15 protein-coding genes are annotated in these 18,031 nt (G+C 58.6%); 10 read left to right on the top strand and 5 right to left on the bottom strand.

Annotated features, from left to right (window positions below; genetic code table 11):
• Nucleotides 1-112: 112 nt before the first annotated feature.
• The gene (locus DW180_RS03735) at nt 113-580 is read right to left on the bottom strand and encodes a hypothetical protein (RefSeq protein WP_117629859.1); all 468 of its coding nucleotides are present in this window, start codon (nt 578-580) and stop codon (nt 113-115) included.
• A gap of 277 nt (nt 581-857) precedes the next feature.
• Here DW180_RS03735 and DW180_RS03740 point away from each other — a divergent pair, with 277 nt between their 5' ends.
• Complete coding sequence (locus DW180_RS03740) at nt 858-1,289, top strand: Hsp20/alpha crystallin family protein (protein ID WP_055251783.1); 432 nt, start codon at nt 858-860, stop codon at nt 1,287-1,289.
• 81 nt (nt 1,290-1,370) lie between these two features.
• Here the strand turns inward: DW180_RS03740 and DW180_RS03745 are convergent, their stop codons facing one another.
• Nucleotides 1,371-2,180: an MBL fold metallo-hydrolase gene (locus DW180_RS03745; RefSeq protein WP_117629858.1), complete on the bottom strand. Its 810-nt coding sequence runs from the start codon at nt 2,178-2,180 to the stop codon at nt 1,371-1,373.
• Nucleotides 2,181-2,228: 48 nt separating this feature from the next.
• Here DW180_RS03745 and tilS point away from each other — a divergent pair, with 48 nt between their 5' ends.
• The 5 genes from tilS to DW180_RS03770 all read left to right on the top strand — a co-directional run bounded on the left by tilS (nt 2,229) and on the right by DW180_RS03770 (nt 8,954).
• A complete protein-coding gene (gene tilS / locus DW180_RS03750; RefSeq protein ID WP_199569870.1) occupies nt 2,229-3,770 on the top strand; it encodes a tRNA lysidine(34) synthetase TilS in 1,542 nt (513 codons plus the stop codon).
• A gap of 147 nt (nt 3,771-3,917) precedes the next feature.
• Complete coding sequence (gene hpt, locus DW180_RS03755) at nt 3,918-4,466, top strand: hypoxanthine phosphoribosyltransferase (RefSeq protein WP_055251779.1); 549 nt, start codon at nt 3,918-3,920, stop codon at nt 4,464-4,466.
• A 61-nt stretch (nt 4,467-4,527) separates the two neighbouring features.
• Nucleotides 4,528-6,606: an ATP-dependent zinc metalloprotease FtsH gene (gene ftsH / locus DW180_RS03760; protein WP_255413430.1), complete on the top strand. Its 2,079-nt coding sequence runs from the start codon at nt 4,528-4,530 to the stop codon at nt 6,604-6,606.
• 176 nt (nt 6,607-6,782) lie between these two features.
• The gene (locus DW180_RS03765) at nt 6,783-7,973 is read left to right on the top strand and encodes a pyridoxal phosphate-dependent aminotransferase (RefSeq protein ID WP_117759914.1); all 1,191 of its coding nucleotides are present in this window, start codon (nt 6,783-6,785) and stop codon (nt 7,971-7,973) included.
• Between the two features lie 159 nt (nt 7,974-8,132).
• The gene (locus DW180_RS03770) at nt 8,133-8,954 is read left to right on the top strand and encodes a phosphatase (RefSeq protein WP_117646330.1); all 822 of its coding nucleotides are present in this window, start codon (nt 8,133-8,135) and stop codon (nt 8,952-8,954) included.
• A gap of 78 nt (nt 8,955-9,032) precedes the next feature.
• Here DW180_RS03770 and rlmD read toward each other — a convergent pair whose 3' ends face one another.
• Nucleotides 9,033-10,481, bottom strand: a complete 1,449-nt coding sequence (gene rlmD / locus DW180_RS03775; RefSeq protein WP_118237503.1) for a 23S rRNA (uracil(1939)-C(5))-methyltransferase RlmD — start codon at nt 10,479-10,481, stop codon at nt 9,033-9,035.
• A 348-nt stretch (nt 10,482-10,829) separates the two neighbouring features.
• On the opposite strand from rlmD, the gene DW180_RS03780 reads away from it, so the two are divergent.
• The 4 genes from DW180_RS03780 (at nt 10,830) to DW180_RS03795 (ending at nt 15,637) form a co-directional block, all read left to right on the top strand.
• Nucleotides 10,830-11,690, top strand: coding sequence for a transporter substrate-binding domain-containing protein (locus DW180_RS03780; RefSeq protein ID WP_117759219.1), 861 nt, complete (start codon nt 10,830-10,832; stop codon nt 11,688-11,690).
• A gap of 150 nt (nt 11,691-11,840) precedes the next feature.
• A complete protein-coding gene (locus DW180_RS03785) occupies nt 11,841-12,494 on the top strand; it encodes an amino acid ABC transporter permease (RefSeq protein ID WP_099432382.1) in 654 nt (217 codons plus the stop codon).
• Nucleotides 12,487-13,251, top strand: a complete 765-nt coding sequence (locus DW180_RS03790; RefSeq protein ID WP_118237505.1) for an amino acid ABC transporter ATP-binding protein — start codon at nt 12,487-12,489, stop codon at nt 13,249-13,251. The genes DW180_RS03785 and DW180_RS03790 overlap by 8 nt, the downstream gene beginning before the upstream one ends.
• A 310-nt stretch (nt 13,252-13,561) precedes the next feature.
• Entirely contained in the window at nt 13,562-15,637 is a 2,076-nt protein-coding gene (locus tag DW180_RS03795) for a translation factor GTPase family protein (protein ID WP_118237507.1), read from the top strand.
• A gap of 128 nt (nt 15,638-15,765) precedes the next feature.
• On the opposite strand, the gene DW180_RS03800 is transcribed toward DW180_RS03795, so the two are convergent.
• Together DW180_RS03800 and DW180_RS03805 are read right to left on the bottom strand one after the other, a co-directional pair.
• Nucleotides 15,766-16,746 (bottom strand): DNA/RNA non-specific endonuclease, encoded by a 981-nt coding sequence (locus DW180_RS03800; protein ID WP_118237509.1) that lies wholly within the window; start codon nt 16,744-16,746, stop codon nt 15,766-15,768.
• A gap of 129 nt (nt 16,747-16,875) precedes the next feature.
• Complete coding sequence (locus DW180_RS03805) at nt 16,876-17,886, bottom strand: LacI family DNA-binding transcriptional regulator (protein WP_233545171.1); 1,011 nt, start codon at nt 17,884-17,886, stop codon at nt 16,876-16,878.
• Nucleotides 17,887-18,031 lie beyond the last annotated feature (145 nt).

Below are 18,031 nucleotides of genomic sequence, written 5' to 3' on the forward strand. Positions count from 1 at the left end.
TCTGATGACTTGAAGAAGGGGGAGGCCTCGCGGCCTCCCCCTTTTTTTGCGTTTACGGGGCGTAAATGACTCAATTACACCAGACGATCTTGTTGTTTTCGGTATTGAGCCTTTATTTAAAGAAAATAAATCGTATAACAAGGGCAACTACTATGGCCGCAATGGTCAAAAGCAGAATTGTCAGCTGATGCTGCTTGCGTCGTTTACTTGACGAAACGAAGATTGATTTTCCCTGTTTTGGCGTTTCGAGATAGCGAGCCGAATGCGTCAAGGTTTGCTTGGGTCGAGGCCCTCTTTGTTGATGAGCGGCGGATGCTTTCATCGGCTCATCGCTAGCTGCGCTGTTTTTAGATAATGGTGCGTCTTTCAGATATACAGGGTCTCCCGAGGCAACGCCCATATGTTTACGTCCCGTTTGGGCATCCTCGAGCGTTTGATATCGATTTCTCGTCACATAATCGGGCTCAGGATCATTAATGGGCTCTTGCGAGATGTGGGGGCGATGGAACCGTGGCGGCTGCGTAGAAGTATCTTCGCCCTGCGTCGGCATAAACATATTGTTCTGGTTTTGGTCGTCCATGATGCCCTTTAGCTCGTTACCAACAACGTGTACGCGCTCATTGTAAGCCCCTTGTTATTTGTAGCTGCGAACATACTTCTTATTTAAGCTCTGGTTCAAAGAACCTTAACCTTACTAAGACCTGAGTCATACACACTTAGATATGCTTATAGTACTGGACTCAAAAAACTTTATAGTCGATGTATATATGAGCACTGGGTGGGCATATATAAGAGCGTCAAAAGAAGTCTCAGTCACCTAGAAGATGACTCGGCAGTCCTTAAAAGGAGTGGTAAACATGGCAAGCATGGTTCCTTATCGTTCGGTTTTTGGCGTTCGTCCTTCTGCTAGCTCGCTGTTCGATTTGTTTGATGATATGACCGATCTTGCAAACAACTCGATTGCTTCCAAGGCGTTCCCCGTTGATGTCGAGGACAAGGGCGATGGTTATGAGGTCAAGGCCTATCTGACCGGCGTCGCTAAGGATGATATCGACGTTGAGCTTAACGAGGGTCGCCTGTCGATTAGCGTGAACGTTGTGGAGGACGAGGAGAACGAGGGCAAGAACTTCCTGCAGAAGGAGTTTAGCTCGTACAGCGCGACGCGCGGCGTGTATCTGAAGGACGCTTCGAGCGAGGGCCTTTCGGCTAAGTATGCTGACGGCATCCTGACCGTTACGGTTCCCAAGATTGTCGAGAAGAAGAACGTTACGAAGATCTCCATCGACTAACGATGGCTCTGCTTCAATCGAGAGTATGAGTTAAGGGGGGCTGGGAAGTGATTCCCAGCCCCCCTTTGTTGTCTTGAGGGGCTATTGAATGGTTGTCGGTTGATACTGGCTTGCAGGGCGTATCGAGAGCTTCCGTGGCCCTTGAAGACGGGTGGCAGAACTGCCGAGTTCATCATCGAGACTTGCATCAAGCGCGTTGGCATAGCTTTTGACGGTAAGGCTTGGACGATTATTGTCCTGGCTGATGTGCATGGCGATGAGTTGTTCGGTGCGATCGGTAACAAGTTCGCGCGCGGCTTCGGCGGCCTGGTTGTTGGAGAGGTGCCCCTTTGTGGACAGGATGCGCTCCTGAAGAAAGCGGGGGTACGCTCCTTCGCGCAACATAGTTACATCGTGGTTACTTTCGAGCGCGAGAACTCGACAGTCTTTGAGGATGCCTATGGCCTTGCTCGATAACTCTCCGGTGTCGGTGGCAAACCCAATGGAATCATCGAGAGCATTAAATCGATAGCCGACAGGATTGATGACATCGTGCGATGTTGAGTAGGTTTGCACGTGGATGCCGGCAATGGGGAGCGTGTCGCCGGGGTCAAATTCCTCTACGGGCAGGCGCGCGAGGTTTTCTTTGCATGAAAGGGTGTCCCTGCTGGCAAAGAGGGGACCATGCCAGTGCTTGCACCATACATCGAGCCCCTTGATATGGTCACCATGCTCATGGGTGATTACAAGAGCGGCGACGTCGTCTGCCGAGAGGCCAAGCTCCGCCATGCGTTTAAGTGTCTCGCGGCGGGACAGGCCGTTGTCGATCATGATGAGCCCCTGAGGTCCCTCGACGAGTGCGCAGTTGCCTTTTGAGCCGCTGCCGAGGATATGAAGGTGCAGGCGAGACATAAGATTCCAAAGGATACAATGAGTGCGGACGAATAGAGGAGGAAGCGAATGCCAACGGTATCTCAGCACTATGGACATCATGCCGCGCCGAGGACGGATAAGAGCGCCCTGGCAACGCGGCAGGCCGCTGCCCCCGTAGTGCTTATGGTATCAGGCGGTGCGGACTCGACGGCGCTGCTCCTTATGGCTTGCACATCAAAGCTGGATATCCAGGACGGGCGCGGCGTCGCTCCCATTGCGCGCGAGCGATTGCACGTGCTGCATGTAAACCATCATCTGCGCGGGGAGGCATCCGATGGCGACGAGGCCTTTGTATGTGACCTGTGCGCACAATACGGTTTGCCGCTGTGTGTTGAGCATGCCTATTTTGATGACGAATCGGGCAATATCGAGGCTGCGGCTCGCGAGGTGCGCTATGCCGCGGCACGGAGATACGTTCGCGAACTTTGTGCCGAATCGGGCGCACCGCGGACGGCGGCTCGTATCTGTACCGCGCATACTTCGTCGGACCGCGCGGAAACATTTTTGATGAATGCCATTAAAGGGTCGGGTCCCGCGGGTCTATCGAGCATTCCGCGCCGTCGGAACATTGTGGTTCGCCCCTTGCTCGACCTCACGCACGATGAACTCGTGGGCTATCTGCAGGTGCACGGTCAGCCATGGCGGGAAGATGAAAGCAACGAGGACGTTTCGTACCTGCGCAACTATGTGCGCCATCGAGTGATGCCGGTGGTGGCGCAGCGCAACGCGAGTGTCTGTAAGACGATTGGCGCCGCCTGCGAGATCTTGGGCGATGAGGATGCCTTTCTTTCCCAGCTTTCCGCACAGGCGTTTCGAAGCTGCCTGCGTAAGGAGGCGGCGGGTGCACTGGTTCTTGACGCTCGCCGACTGGCCGCGGCCGAGGTGGTGATTGCTCGGCGCATGGTGCGACTGGCAATTAAGCGTATCGACCCCGACGCTCGCCCGGAGATGCGGCATGTGGAGCGCGTGCTCGCCTGTGTCGCCGAAGGCTCGGGTTCGGTCACGCTGCCGGCGGGAATCGATGCGCGCGTGGAGTTTGGCATGCTGTCATTCAAGGCTCCGGCGGCGCGCGAGGGATTAGTTGCCGATTGGGTCACCATTCCCGGTCGATTGCCGCTGGGGGCGGGCCGCATTCTTGTGGCAGAGCCGATGGCCGTCGAGCCGGGGTGTGATATTGTGCGCCGTGCCCGCGAACTCGCGGGTGCCGGAGGGGTGGTCGCGATGGTGGATGCTGCGACGCTGGGCTTTGCCGATCGCGATAACGAACGGATGCTCGCCGGCTCGCGCGGGGAGATTCCCGCCGAGGCGCGTTTGGCGCGTCTGTGGGTAGACGGTCCCGCGCCGGGGGATGTGATGTGTCCGTTGGGCATGAGTGGGCGAAGTAAGAAGGTATCCGACCTGCTCAACGAGGCTCGTATTCCCGTATCTGAGCGCTCTGGCGTACCCGTGGTAAGAACGGCTCCGGGAGGTGCCGTAGTATGGGTCGCAGGCGTTCGCACGGACGAGCGTTTTAAATGCACGGCCGCAACGCGCGTGGCGTATCTGCTTCGTGTGGTCGATGCGGAATAGCGTCCCACGCCAGCTATTCTGTGCGACGTTGACGGTATTCCCGCGCTGATGGCGCACGGGCTGGTAAATATACCCCGTGCGCTGCTAGAATGTGTAGTTCGCGTCCATACGGCGGTGTGTGGGCGATAAGCACAAGAAAGGGTTGTCATGGCTTCTCAACATCCGGATATCGAGAAGGTTCTGTTTACGCAGGAGGATATCGACGGTATCGTCTCTCGCCTAGGCGAGCAGATTACTCGCGACTACGCGGGTAAGGATCTGGTGCTGATTGCGGTCTTGCGCGGCGCCGTGGTCTTTATGGGCGACCTGATGCGCAAGATCGAGCTGCCGACCAACATCGATTTCATGGCTGTTTCGAGCTATGGCGACGGTGTGAAGTCCTCGGGCATCGTGCGTATCATTAAGGACCTGGATATCGACATCCGCGGTCGCGACGTGCTGATCGTCGAGGACATTCTGGACTCGGGCCTGACGCTCAAGTATCTGATGAAGAACCTCGAGAGCCGCAAGCCCGCCTCGCTGGAGGTCGCCGCCTTCCTGTGGAAGGACGTTGAGGACCGTACCTCGGCCGTCACGCCCAAGTATGTTGGAACCCATTGCCCCGATGCCTTTGTGGTGGGCTACGGCCTCGACTATGCCGAGCGCTATCGTAACCTTCCGTATCTGGGCATTTTGAAACCGGAGGTTTATTCGTAAGATGCCCGATGACCGTAACGATAACAATTCCCAGACTCCCCGGGAGCCTAAGATCCCGGGGATGCCCGGAGGCAAGAAGCCCACGCGTACGGGCTGGCTGTATTTTATTTTGGCTTGCGCGCTTCTGGGCTACGCCTTCTTTAACATGGGCTCCGGCTTTGCCAACTCCAGCAATACCGTTAAGCTCGCGACGAGCGAGATGGTCAACGCCATTAAGCAGGACCGTGTCGAAGATTTGACCTATACGGTTCAAGACGGAAGCGTGGCGGGTCATTACTGGAAGACAAAAAAGGACAAGGGCGATACGAGCGAGCTCAAGAGCTTCTCCTCGACCTATGTCGGCTCCGATTCGCTTGCCGAGCTTATGGCGGAGCACCCCGATACCAAGTACATCGTCAACACCAATGACCCCGATTTTTGGGGCGACCTGGCGATGAGCGTGCTTCCGACGATCGCCCTGATCGCCATCATGTTCTACTTTATGCGCCAGATGATGGGCGCCAACAACAGGAACATGCAGTTTGGCAAGACTAACGCCAAGACCAACGAGGCCACGCGCCCCAAGGTCAAGTTTGAGGATGTTGCCGGTGTGGACGAGGCAGTCGAGGAGCTCGAGGAGATCCGCGACTTTTTGAGCGATCCGGACCGCTATCGCAAGCTGGGCGCCAAGATCCCGCGTGGCGTGTTGCTGGTTGGCCCTCCGGGTACTGGTAAGACCCTGCTGGCCAAGGCCGTTGCCGGCGAGGCGGGCGTGCCGTTCTTTAGCATCTCGGGTTCTGACTTTGTCGAGATGTTCGTGGGTGTCGGCGCCAGCCGCGTGCGTGACCTCTTTAAGGAGGCCAAGTCCCAGGCCCCGTCGATCATCTTTATCGACGAGATCGATGCCGTGGGGCGTCAGCGCGGAGCCGGTCTGGGCGGCGGTCACGACGAGCGCGAGCAGACGCTCAACCAGCTGCTGGTCGAGATGGACGGTTTTGAGGAAAGCGAGTCGGTCATCCTGATCGCCGCGACCAACCGTCCTGACATCCTGGATCCGGCATTGCTGCGTCCCGGTCGTTTTGACCGTCAGGTTACGGTCGACCGTCCGGATGTGAAGGGCCGCGAGCAGATCTTGCGCGTGCATGCCGAGAACAAGCCGATGGACGAGGACGTTAAGTTTGAGAAGCTCGCCCAGATGACCGTTGGCTTTACCGGCGCCGACCTGGCGAACTTGCTCAATGAGTCTGCACTGTTGGCTGCCCGCCGTCATCGTTCCGTGATCTCGATGGACGAGGTCGAGGAGTCGATGGAGCGCGTGATTGCCGGTCCGCAGCGCAAGGGTCGTGTGATGACCGAAGCCGAGCGCACCACGATTGCCTACCACGAAAGCGGTCACGCCCTGGTGGGCCACGTCCTGGAGCATTCCGATCCGGTTCACAAGATCTCGATCGTCAGCCGCGGCCAGGCGCTGGGCTACACGCTGCAGCTTCCGCAGGAGGACCACTTCCTCAAGACCAAGAACGAGATGCTCGACGAGCTTGCCGTGTTCTTGGGCGGTCGCGTTGCCGAGGAGCTCATGTGCGACGACATCACATCGGGCGCGAGCAACGATCTGGAGCGCGCGACCAAGATGGCGCGCGAGATGGTCACGCGCCTGGGCATGAGCGAGGAGCTTGGAACGCAGGTGTTTGGTGAGGCACAGCATCAGGTATTCCTGGGCCGCGATTACGCCGATCACCAGGATTACTCCGAGGAGACGGCGCGCCGCATCGATATCGAGGTTCAGCGCATCATGCGCGAGGCCCATCGCCGTGCGGTCGAGATTTTGGATGCCCGTCGCGATCAGCTCGATCTGATGGCCAAGGTGCTGCTTGAGCGCGAGACCGTCGAAGGCGACGCCGTGAACGCCCTGCTCGACAACGAGTGGGATGCCTATCTTGAGCGCGAGGGCGATATCCTGGCGGCCAAGGAGGAGCGCAATGCCAAGGCGGCCGGCATGCCGACCAAGAAGCGTGCGCCTCGTATGAGCGAGGAGGAGCTTGCGGCGGACGCCGCGGCATTTGCGCAGGCGGCTATGCAGGAAGATGCAGAGATCGCATCCGATGATGCCGGCGATGACTGTGCCGTCAATGCCGGTGCCGACACCGACGACGACAAATAGTCTTTGTGGCGAAAGCCTCTGCGGGGAAACCTGCGGAGGCTTTTTCTTTTGAGCGATATGTTGATTGGGGACAGACTTAAATGAGCGTTTTCACGCATTTAAGTCTGTCCCCAATCAACATTGTGGCGCTCTAGTTGGCTAAAGCGTACAATAGCGCCTATGCGAAAGGGGAACAGATGATCAACGAAACTATGTATGCTCGCGGTGCGGAAAGCTCCATCATCCGTGAGATCTTTAGCTATGGCCTTGAGCGCAAGGCACAGATCGGCGCGGAGAACGTATTCGATTTTTCGCTGGGTAACCCGAGCGTTCCGGCACCTGCCGCCGTGGCTGAGTCCATTAAGAAGGCCTTGGAGCTGCCGAGCGACCAGCTGCATGGATACACGCCTGCGCCGGGTCTGCCGCAATGTCGAGCAGCCGTCGCCGACTCGCTCAACCGTCGCTTTGGCACGAGCTATGAGGGCAAGGACGTCTTTATGACGGTGGGTGCCGCGGCTTCGCTCACCTGCACGCTCAATGCCGTTACGAACCCGGGCGATGAGGTTGTTGTTATCGCCCCGTACTTTCCGGAGTATCGCGTGTGGATTGAGAAGGCCGGCTGCACGTGTGTTGAGGCGCTCGCCGATGAAGATACGTTCCAGCTGAGCGTGGATAACGTGCTCAAGGCGATTACCGATAAGACCGCTGCCGTCATTATCGACTCACCCAACAACCCGACCGGTGCAGTGTATACGCGCGATACACTGACGCGACTGGCCAATGTTTTACGCGAGGTCAACGCCAAGCGCGATTCCGAGAACCCAATCACGCTCATCTCTGATGAGCCGTACCGCGAGATCGTGTACGGTGCCGGGGTGCCTTGGGTGCCCTCGATCTACGAGAACACCGTGGTGTGCTACTCGTATTCCAAGTCGCTTTCGCTGCCGGGCGAGCGCGTGGGCTGGATTTTGGTTCCCAATACCAATCCGCAGGCTGCTCGCCTGATGCCGGCCGTTGCCGGTGCCGCCCGCACGCTGGGCTTCGTGTGCACACCGGCCCTCTTCCAGCGTGTAATCATCGACTGCATTGATGAACCGAGCGATGTCGAGGCCTATGCGCGCAACCGCACCGCGCTTACCGATGCACTAGCGGAGTACGGCTACACCTATGTTGAGCCGGATGGTGCATTCTACTTGTGGGTGAAGGCGCTGGAGCCCGATGCGAATGCGTTCTGCGAGTGCGCGAAGAAGTACGAACTGCTCGCGGTGCCTTCGGATAGTTTTGGCATGCCGGGCTGGTTCCGCCTTGGCTACTGTGTGAGCTACGAGACAATCGTCAACTCGCTGCCTGCCTGGAAGCAGCTGGCCGACGAATATCGTCGAAAGTAAAGCGCTCTGCTTACAATGTTTTACGTGAAACGGGGTTTGGTTTTAAGCCAGACCCCGTTGTCTATGCCGTTGTGTGATTGGGATGAAGCAGTTTTACGACTGCCGAAAGCTATGCGTACAATGAATATACGCGACGGCCATACTGGACAAGGAGACCCGATGCCCTACCTTCTTTCTTGTGATATTCATACTCATACGATGTTCTCTGCGCATGCGTACTCAACCATCGAGGAGAACATCTATTGGGCGGCAGAGCGCGGCCTTCAGGTGCTCGGTTCCGCCGATCATTTAAGCTCGATGGTTACGCCTTGTCCCAATGACCTGCGCAGTTTCCAATTCTTTATTAACCAGGATATCTGGCCGCGCATTTGGAGCGGCGTGCTGGTGCTGCGTGGTGCCGAGGCCGATATCGTTTCGCTGGATGGAGGCCTGTTTGGCGAGGACATTCCCGTTTCGCTCGATATTGCCGGCGATTCGTACAGTCACCAGCATTCGCTGTTCGATTTGGTGACGCGTAATTTGGATTATTTGGTGGCAAGCGTGCATAACCCGCAGTTTGCCGAAGGCGCGACGCTCGCCCAGACAACCGAGATGTACATCAATGCCCTGGATCACCCCAAGGTGTTCATGCTGGGGCATACGGGGCGCTCGGGCGTGCCGTTCGATATCGATGAGGTGCTGCTGGCGGCCAAGGCCAAGCACAAGATTATCGAGATCAACAACCATAGTCTTGAACACGGTGTCGACACTGAGCATTGGGCCGTATGCCGCAAGATCGCCGAGCGCTGCGCCGAGCTGGGCGTGGGTATTGGCGTGTCGACCGATGCCCACATTGGCATGGCCATTGGCAAACTCGATCACGCGCGCAAGATGCTTGACGAGATTCACTTCCCGCTGGATTTGATCGTGACGCGCGACCGCGAGACGCTGCTGCGCGAGATGGCGGCAGCCGGCGTGTGCGACCTGCGCAAGGGGATGTAACGAGACTCATATGCCCAACGAAAGGGGGCGGTTCAAACGGGCCGCCCCCTTCTTGTCCCAAAAATCTACCGGTGTTGGTTAGCGGCGCTCGAGGACCGCGACGGTCTCGGTGTGGTCGGTATGGGGGAACATGTCGACGGGCGTGATCTTGAGCAGGCGATAGCCTCCGTCGAGAAGCTGGTGCAGGTCGCGCTCTTGGGTCACGGGGTTGCAGCTGATATAGGTGATGCGGCGCGGCTTGAGTGCGCAGGCGGCTTCGAGGAACTCGGGGGTAGAGCCGGCGCGCGGCGGGTCGATGGAAAGGACATCGATCCGCTCGTTGTTGTCGGCGGCGTCCAGGATGTAATCGGCGGCGTCGTCGGCCATAAACCAAGCGCTGCGGGTGAGGCCGTTGAGCTCGGCATTGCGACGTGCGTCGGCAATGCCCGCCGGGTTGCGCTCCACGCCGAGCAGCATAATGCCGATGCCCTTGTCCTGGACATCCTTCGCGGCGCACAGGCCGATGGTTCCGCTGCCGCAGTAAGCGTCCATAAGAATGTCACCCTGCTGCAGGTCCATGCCGTCAATGGCAAGTCGATAGAGCAGCTCGGTTTGCTGCGGATTGGTCTGATAGAACGCGGTAGGGGAGATGTCGAATTCACAACCGAGCAGCTGGTCGCGCATGCATTCGGCGCCATAGACGATACGGGTCTCCTCGCTCAAGATGGCATTTCCGGGGCGACCGTTGATGTTCTGAGCGACGGTGACGATATGCGGATCAAGCGCCGCGACGGCTTCAAAGAACTCCTGCGCATGCGGCAGGTCGCGTTGAGCGGTCACGAGGGTGACCATAATCTGGTCGGTGCGCCAGCCGCAGCGAACGACGGCATAGCGAAGCAGCCCCAGATGCTTGTCTTCGTTAAAGGCGGGAATATGCAGACGTTCGGCCTCGCGAGCGATGCCGTTGAGAATCTGACGAGCGCCCGGCGCCTCGACAGGGCATTCAGGAACAGCAACGATTCTGTGTGTCCCACGTTCAAAAAAGCCGCAGCGGACAGCGCCCCCTTTGCCGGGAGCAAACGGAGTGGCAGCCTTATGACGAAAACCACGCGGCGCAGGATATTTGCCCGGGTCTCCCAGGGTGACTCCCATACCGCGAATGGGGTCGACGCTAATGCCCTCGCGCTCGCAGAGCTCAGCAAACAGCTCCTCCATAGCAGCCTGTTTGGCCGCCAACTGCTTCTTATAAGGACGATTGAGCGCCGTGCACCCACCGCAAGCTTTCATGATCGAACAGGGAGACTTGGAGTCCACAACCTTACGCGCAGACGAAACCGGATCTTTATGCGAGCGCTTGGAGCGAGTCTGAGATGCCTTATCCTCGCTCCGACGAGAACTGGGGCGCTTGGCCTTAGCCTTGCCCTTGGCCGACTTACCCTTCGCATCCTGAGACGACTTGGATTTCGTAGAAGATTTTTTCTCCTCCGACCCCTCAGCCGCCTCGATCAAAGCACGACGAGCCTTACGCTCCGCACGAGATTCTGCCATCAATAACTCCACTAATTCATGAATTAAAAGCTGCAAGCATTGTACCGTGCCAAGCTAGTGGACGATATGCAAGCGGCCATTTCATGTCAGCGATAAGTCCAACGACGTTTGCCCGGCGCGGGCGGGGAGCGGCGCGGAATTAAGTTTATCGCGAGTTCCGCACGCAAAGGAAAGCACTTAATGTGCTTTCCGTCTTGCGCAGGACTGTAGAGCAGGAAACTTAATTCCGCGCCGCTCCCCGCCCGCGCCGGGCAGGTACTCCCTTGTACTCTATCCCACTAAAGTGTATGATTCTGAACGTTACATGACTCACTTTACCTAACTAAAGTGCTATCGAGGGGGAATACCATGAATACCGATATGTCTCGTCGTCAGTTTGTTGGTCTAGCCGGCTCGCTCGCCACGGTGCTTGGCCTTGGTCTTGTCGGCTGCGGCGGTGGTGCTGGCAAGGGCTCCGCTGCTGGTTCTGCCGCGGCCAAGGATGTGAAGGGCGCCGCGGAGTCCAAGAAGCTCGTGGTGGGCTTTGACAAGTCCTACCCTCCGTACGGCTTTGTGGGCGATGACGGCGAGTACACGGGCTTTGACCTTGACCTTGCCAAGGCCGTTGCCGATAAGCAGGGCTGGGATGTCGATTACGAGGCCATCGATTGGGATGCCAAGGACACGCTGCTCAACTCAGGCGCCATCAACTGCATCTGGAACGGCTTTACCATGGAGGGTCGCGAGGACGACTACACGTTCTCCGAGCCGTACATGCTCAATGAGCAGGTGCTCGTGGTCAAGAAGGACGCGGGTATCAAGAGCTGGGAGGATCTTGCCGGCAAGACCGTGATTACCCAGACTGATTCCGCTGCGCAGGATGTGCTCGAGGGCGACCAGAAGGATCTGGCCGCGACGTTTGCCACGCTCGATACCATCGGTGAGTACAACACGGCGTTTATGCAGCTCGAGAGTGGTGCGGTCGATGCCGTTGCCTGTGACCTCTCGATCGCTCAGTATCAGCTGGCCGCCAAGCCCGATGCCTATACGCAGCTCGACAAGCCGCTGTCCAGCGAGCACTACGCCGTCGGCTTTAAGAAGGGCGACACCAAGTCGGCCGATGCTGTAACCGAGTCACTCAAGGCGCTCTACGAGGGCGGCACGGTCAAGGACCTGTGCGATAAGTATGCAGATTACGGTCTTTCCTTCGACAACTGGGTTCTGAAATAGCGGCTTTCCCAGGCACTCGATTTTGCCGTTCAAACCGTCGCTTGCGTACATTTAGTACGCGGCGCTCCTCTTTCACGGCAAACTCGAGCACCTGGAAAACCCGCTTTAGCATTGGGTTTGCTGTTCTGTTGTCGCGAAAGAGAGCTTAGGTTGTCTATTCAGGTCATGATGCAGATGCTTGGCCAGGGATTCTTGGTCAGTTTGCAGTTGTTTGTGCTGACGCTGCTGGGGTCGATTCCGCTGGGAATCCCCGTGGCGTTTATGCGCATGAGCAAAATCGCGCCGCTCCGCTGGATTGCGCGCATCTATATTTCGGTGATGCGCGGCACGCCGCTCATGCTGCAGATGTTTGCCATCTACTTTGCCCCGTACTACGTGTTTGGCATTTCGCTCACGCCCGATTCCAAGTGGACGGCGTGCGTTGTGGCGTTCATCATCAACTACGCCGGCTACTTTGCCGAGATCTATCGCTCGGGCTTGCAGTCCATTCCGCGCGGTCAATACGAGGCAGCCGAGGTGCTGGGCTATTCGCGTCTGCAGACATTTTTGTACATTGTGATGCCGCAAGTCGCCAAGCGCATTTTGCCGGCGATGGGCAATGAGATCATCACGTTGGTCAAGGACACATCGCTGGCATTTGCCATTGGCGTGGGCGAGATGTTCTCGACGGCCAAGGCGCTGGTTGCCTCGCAGGTGAGCATGGTGCCGTTTGCGATTGCGGCGCTGATCTACTGGGTTTTCAACTTCGTGGTCGAGATGCTGTTGGGCGCCGCGGAGAAAAAATTGGATTACTACCATGACTAATTCGGTAATGAATATATCGAACGCGCGTAAGGCGTTTGGCGGCAATGAGGTGCTCAAGGATATCTCGCTCGAGGTCAAGCGTGGCGAGGTCGTGGCGATTATCGGGCCTTCGGGTGGCGGCAAGTCCACGCTGCTGCGCTGCGCCACGCTGCTCGAGACGCTCGACGGCGGCTCGCTTTCGTTTGGCGATCTTGCGGTTGTGACGGATGCGGGATCGGGCGCGGTCTATGCGAAGGGCGATGTGCCCAAGCAGGCGCGCTCGCGGTTTGGCCTGGTGTTCCAGAACTACAATCTGTTTCCGCACTATACCGTGATGAAAAACATCACCGACGCTCCGGTCCGCGTGCTCAAGCGCCCGCGCGAGCAGGCGGAGGCACGCGCGCGTGAGCTGATTGCGCAAATGGGGCTGACGGGCAACGAGAACAAAGTGCCGTGTGAGCTTTCGGGCGGTCAGCAGCAGCGCGTGAGTATTGCCCGCGCCCTGGCACTCGACCCGGAAATCTTATTCTTTGACGAGCCGACTTCGGCGCTCGATCCCGAGCTGACGGCCGAGGTACTGCGTGTCATTAAAGACCTTGCCGCGCAGAATATGACGATGGTGATTGTAACCCACGCAATGCAGTTTGCGCGCGATGTTGCCGACCGCGTGGTCTTTATGGACGGCGGCCGCATTGTCGAAGAGGGTTCTGCCGAGCAGGTCATCGACCATCCACGCGAGCAGCGCACCCGTGAGTTCTTGAGCCGTATCGAGGGATAGGCTCAGGTATTTACTCAACCATTAATTGAGGCGAAGCCGCCGCAGGTCTTACGGTCTGTGGCGGCTTTTTGTTTGCGTCGACGGGGTTCAATAATCGACTCACAAGCTTGTCTCTTCCTCTCGCCGCCTGTATTCATACGTGCGCCGAAAGGTATGCATGGACAGCCGCCCGTGAGGGTAGGGTGGTGGCATAGGACATTTGGAGGGTGAGTCGGCTCGGCTGCCGACCATGCTGCTCCTGGGACGGCACCGACCGCGAACCCTCCCCGTTGGCGTCGCGCATTGCGCGCGGCCCTGCAAGGAGGTCATCATGGGTGCTCCCAAGACCGGTAACGTAAGGAACGTGGTGCTCGTAGGCCAAGGCGGGGTGGGCAAGACTTCACTCGCCGAGGCCATGCTCCACCTTTCCGGCAAGACCGCCCGCCTGGGCGGCCACGACGGCACCAAGCCCACGCTCGACTATGACCCCGAAGAGGTCAAGCGTGCATTTTCCATCTCGACGACCATTGCGCCGATCGACTGGAAGGGCGCGCGCATCAACGTGCTCGATGCCCCGTGCTATCCCGATTTTATCGGCGACGCCTATGCCGCGATGAGCGTCTGCGAGACGGCTCTGTTTGTTGTCGACGCCGAGGCCGGCCCGCAGCCTACGACGGTTAAGCTCTGGTATGCCGCCGAGGACCTGCGCCTGGCGCGCGCGGTGTTCGTAAACCGTCTGTCGCGTTCCGAGGCCAGCTTTGCGACCACGATGGACCTGCTGCAGGAGCGCTTTGGTACGCGTCTGGGCGCCGTGACCCTTCCCTGGGGCGAGGGCGAGGACTTTGACGGCATTATCGACCTGGTGCGCATGAAGGCGCGCCATTGCAACGGCGCTGAAGCCGTTGAGTCGGAGATCCCCGAGGAGTATCGTGCCCAGGCCGAGGAGGCCCATGACCATCTGTGCGAGTTGGTGGCCGAGGCCGACGACGAACTGATGATGAAATACCTGGAAGGCGAGGAGACGCTGACGCAGGAAGAGCTCGAGGGCCTGCTGTCGAAGGCGATTGCCGAGCGCATCTTTGTGCCGGTCTTTGCGGGCGATTGCATTAAGGAGCAGGGCGTCAACTCGCTGATGGACGACATCGCCACGTACTTCCCGGCGCCGACCGACTACGGCGAGATGCCGCTCATCGACGGCGACTCGCTCAAGATCTCGAGTGACGATGACCGTCCGGTGGCATTTGTGTTTAAGACCCTGGCCGATCCGCAACAGGGTCGCATCAGCTTTATCAAGGTGCTGACGGGCACGCTTGAGCCGGGCCTTGAGCTGATCAATGCGCGCACGCGCAAGGGCGAGCGTCTGGCTCACCTGTATGTGATGTGCGGTCGCGACATGACCGAGGTCGGACACGCGTATGCCGGCGATATCATCGTGGCGCCCAAGCTGGCTGCCGAGACGGGCGATACGCTCTCGATTACCGGTAAGGTCGAGGCTGCGGCGTTTAAGTTCCCCAACTCGCAGTACCGCATCGCCATTGAGGCCGAGAATCGCGGCGACGAAGAGAAGCTCTACACGTTTATCGAGAAGGCCTGCAAGGCCGATCCGACCATGAGTATCGACCGCGACGAGGAGACCGGGCAGACCATCATCTCGGCGGTGGGCGAGGCGCAGGTTTCGGTGCTGCTCAACCGTTTGGAGGACCGTACCAAGGTTGTGGCAAAGAGCGTGCCGATCCGTATTCCGTATCGCGAAACCATCCGCCGCACGGCAAGCGCCCAGGGTCGCCACAAGAAGCAGACCGGCGGCGCCGGTCAGTACGGCGACTGCTGGCTGCGCGTGGAGCCGCTCATTGGGCCCGACGGCACGAGCGACGGCTATGAGTTTGTTGACGAGGTCGTGGGCGGCCGCATCCCGCGCTCGCTCATCCCCGCCGTGGACAAGGGCGTTCAGGAGACTATGAAGGACGGCATCATTGCCGGCTACCCGCTCACGGGCATTCGCGTTGCTGTGTACGATGGCTCGTATCACAGCGTCGACTCCAACGAGATGGCGTTCCGCGCGGCGGCCCGCATCGGCCTGCGCAAGGCGTGCGCCGATGCCGACCCGGTGGTGCTGGAGCCCATCGAGGAAATCACGGTGACTATCCCCGAGAGCTACGCCGGCGCCGTGATGGGCGACATCTCGGCCTCGCGCGGTCGCGTGACGGGCATGGAGACCGACGAACGCGGCGATACCGTGGTCATTGCCCAGGCGCCGCTGGCCGAGCTAACGGATTACTCGACGCGCCTGCGCTCTATCACGCGCGGCACGGGCGACTTTACCATGAAGCCTGCAGGCTATGAGCAGGTGCCTTATGACGTTCAGGCCAAGCTGGTCGAGCGCTATGAGGAGGGCCGAGCTAAGTAACGTGTGGCTTTGTCTGCAATGTAGGTGCTGACGAAAAGGCCGCCCTGGGTAACCGGGGCGGCCTTATTTGATCCCTTGGGAACGGAGGAAAACGGATCATTTTTGGGTTACGGGCGGCGCGGTCGGCACTAGTCTCCGGATGCCTGATTGCGGCCGGTGGCGTAGTCGATCTGCACATGCGGTTGCAGGTTATAACAGTACACGTGGAAGCACAGGGTTTTGCCGTGGTCCTCGATCGATTGTGCTTCCAGACGAATGCCACGACAGACGAGCTCCTCCTCGTTGTACATAGGCGTGACGCGATAGAGCACGTGGTTGCCCGTGTCGCGGACGTAGTCGAGGATCTGCTCTTCAAACGGCAGCATGCCCGTCTCGTTGAGATAGCGCGTGCCGGTGAGGAGATTCTTGCGGTTGGCGTTTTCGCCGCAGAGTGACCAGGCGATGAGGTGGCAGCGGTTGTAGAGGCTCTGGCCTGGAATAAAGTCGTAGCGCTGCTGGTGCCAACCGGCAGGATGGATACGCGAGATATCGCCGCGCTTGCCCTGACCGAGCGATTCGGGGCCCACGCAGGCGAGCGCCTTGCGAGTGCGGCCCAGGCTGTCGAGCTTGGAGAATTTCTTAAAGCAGCCCTCTTCGGTGGCACGATCGTATTCATCGAGTGTGAATGACGGCGTGCCGAGCGGGTGCGTGCTGTCGGCGCGAAGGGCAACGTAGGGGTTGCCGGCGTAGTCGGGAATGCTGCTGAGATAAACACCGCGGGCGCGGTTGAGGTCGGGGTTTTCCACCTCGTCGATGGGGGCGGCGGCGCTGTCTGTGGAAGCGTCGTCGGTGTCGCTTGCGGCGGAATCGGGGCCATCGCCAGAGTCTTGGCTATTTTGAGAGTCCTCGGAGCTCGCTGTTCCCGATTCGAGCCGGGCAACCAGGTCCGCCTCGTCGTCGGTGCGGCTGGGACTCTCGTTTTGCTTCTCGGCCAGAGCCGCCGCCTGCTCATCACTTTGCGGCGACAGCAACTTGGGCGCCCCATCGAGCGATCCCGTAAACAGCGCAAACCCCAGCACCACGGCGGTGCCGATGGAAAGTACTTGCTTGTAGGCGGACTTGCGCGACATTGAGGCTCCTGGATGGACGGTTGGGAATCTACCAGTCTAGCAGGAGCCGGCAGAGGCCGTTCTGTCGAACAAATACTTAAGATTTGGGACAAACGCTACTGGTTCATTTGCTTCATATTTGACGTATGGCTAGATCGAGGTGGAGTCGAGCCAGTTGAGCTTGCACTCGAGAATGCGCTGCTCGCCGGGTTGGCTGCTGCCATCAAGCAAGGCGAGCAGCATCTCGGCCGCCTCCCTGCCTTCCTGGTCGACGGGCTCGATGATCGTGGAGACGGTCGGCGTGGTGAGGTTGGTCCAGTCTTCGCAGTTGAGTCCCAAAAGACCTATTTGCTGCGGAAGTAGATGGGCCATGGGTTGGAGGGCCTTGTAGACACGGGGAAGCGCCCATTGGTTTTGTACGAAGATGAGCGTGCGCTTGGCGGGGTTGAACTTGTATTTAAAGTATTCGGTGAGCTCGTTGATTGACGGCTTGTTGTGATCGATGGGGATGGCTTTGTAGAGCTGCCCATTCGCGGCCAATGCCTCGGCATATCCCTGAAAACGTTCCATGCGAGTGCGCATTTCGGTCATGTTGGCGGCGATGGAAAAGAAGTCTTCGTAGCCGGCGTCGAGAAGCGCCTGCGTGGCATTGTACACGCCGTCGTAGAGGTTGGTTTTGATCCAGCTGGTGCCTGGGCTGTAGATGGCCGCGTCAAAAAAGACGACGGGCTTGTCGGCGCGCTTGATGCGGTCGTGGACTGCCTTGAAATTTGCCGTGGGCTGGATGATAAAACCATCGACGCCCAGTGAGAGCATTTTGTCGACATACATGAGCTCGGTCTCGGGGTTAAAGTTGCTCGTGCAAACGACCGTCTGGTAGCCCGCGGGGAGCATGACCTGCTCCATGCCGTTGAGGACGAGGCCCGCCCATTTGTTGGTGTTATCCAAGATGATGATGGCGATGACGTGGGTTTGCTTGCCGGTGAGCGTTTGCGCTTGGGCGTTGGGAACGTATCCGAGTTCCTTGATGACGCGCGCAATCTTTACCTGCGTCTTCTCGCTAAGCTTTTCTCGTTTGTCGTTGAGGTAATACGAGACGCTTGCCGTCGAGGTTCCCGCCTCTCGAGCGACGTCTGCGATCGTAACGCGCTGTTTTGCCACAGCGACTCCTTCCGACAGATGAGCATTTTCCAACATGATGACTTTGAGTCTTGGTGAGGGATGCGCTTTGGTGAGCGACTTTTTCCTTTCATATGAGTATGCAACAAATGCGGTATATGGGTGGGGTCGAAATTTGTGACCGGCA

This window comes from Collinsella sp. AM16-21, from assembly GCF_003471905.1.
Taxonomy (GTDB): domain Bacteria; phylum Actinomycetota; class Coriobacteriia; order Coriobacteriales; family Coriobacteriaceae; genus Collinsella.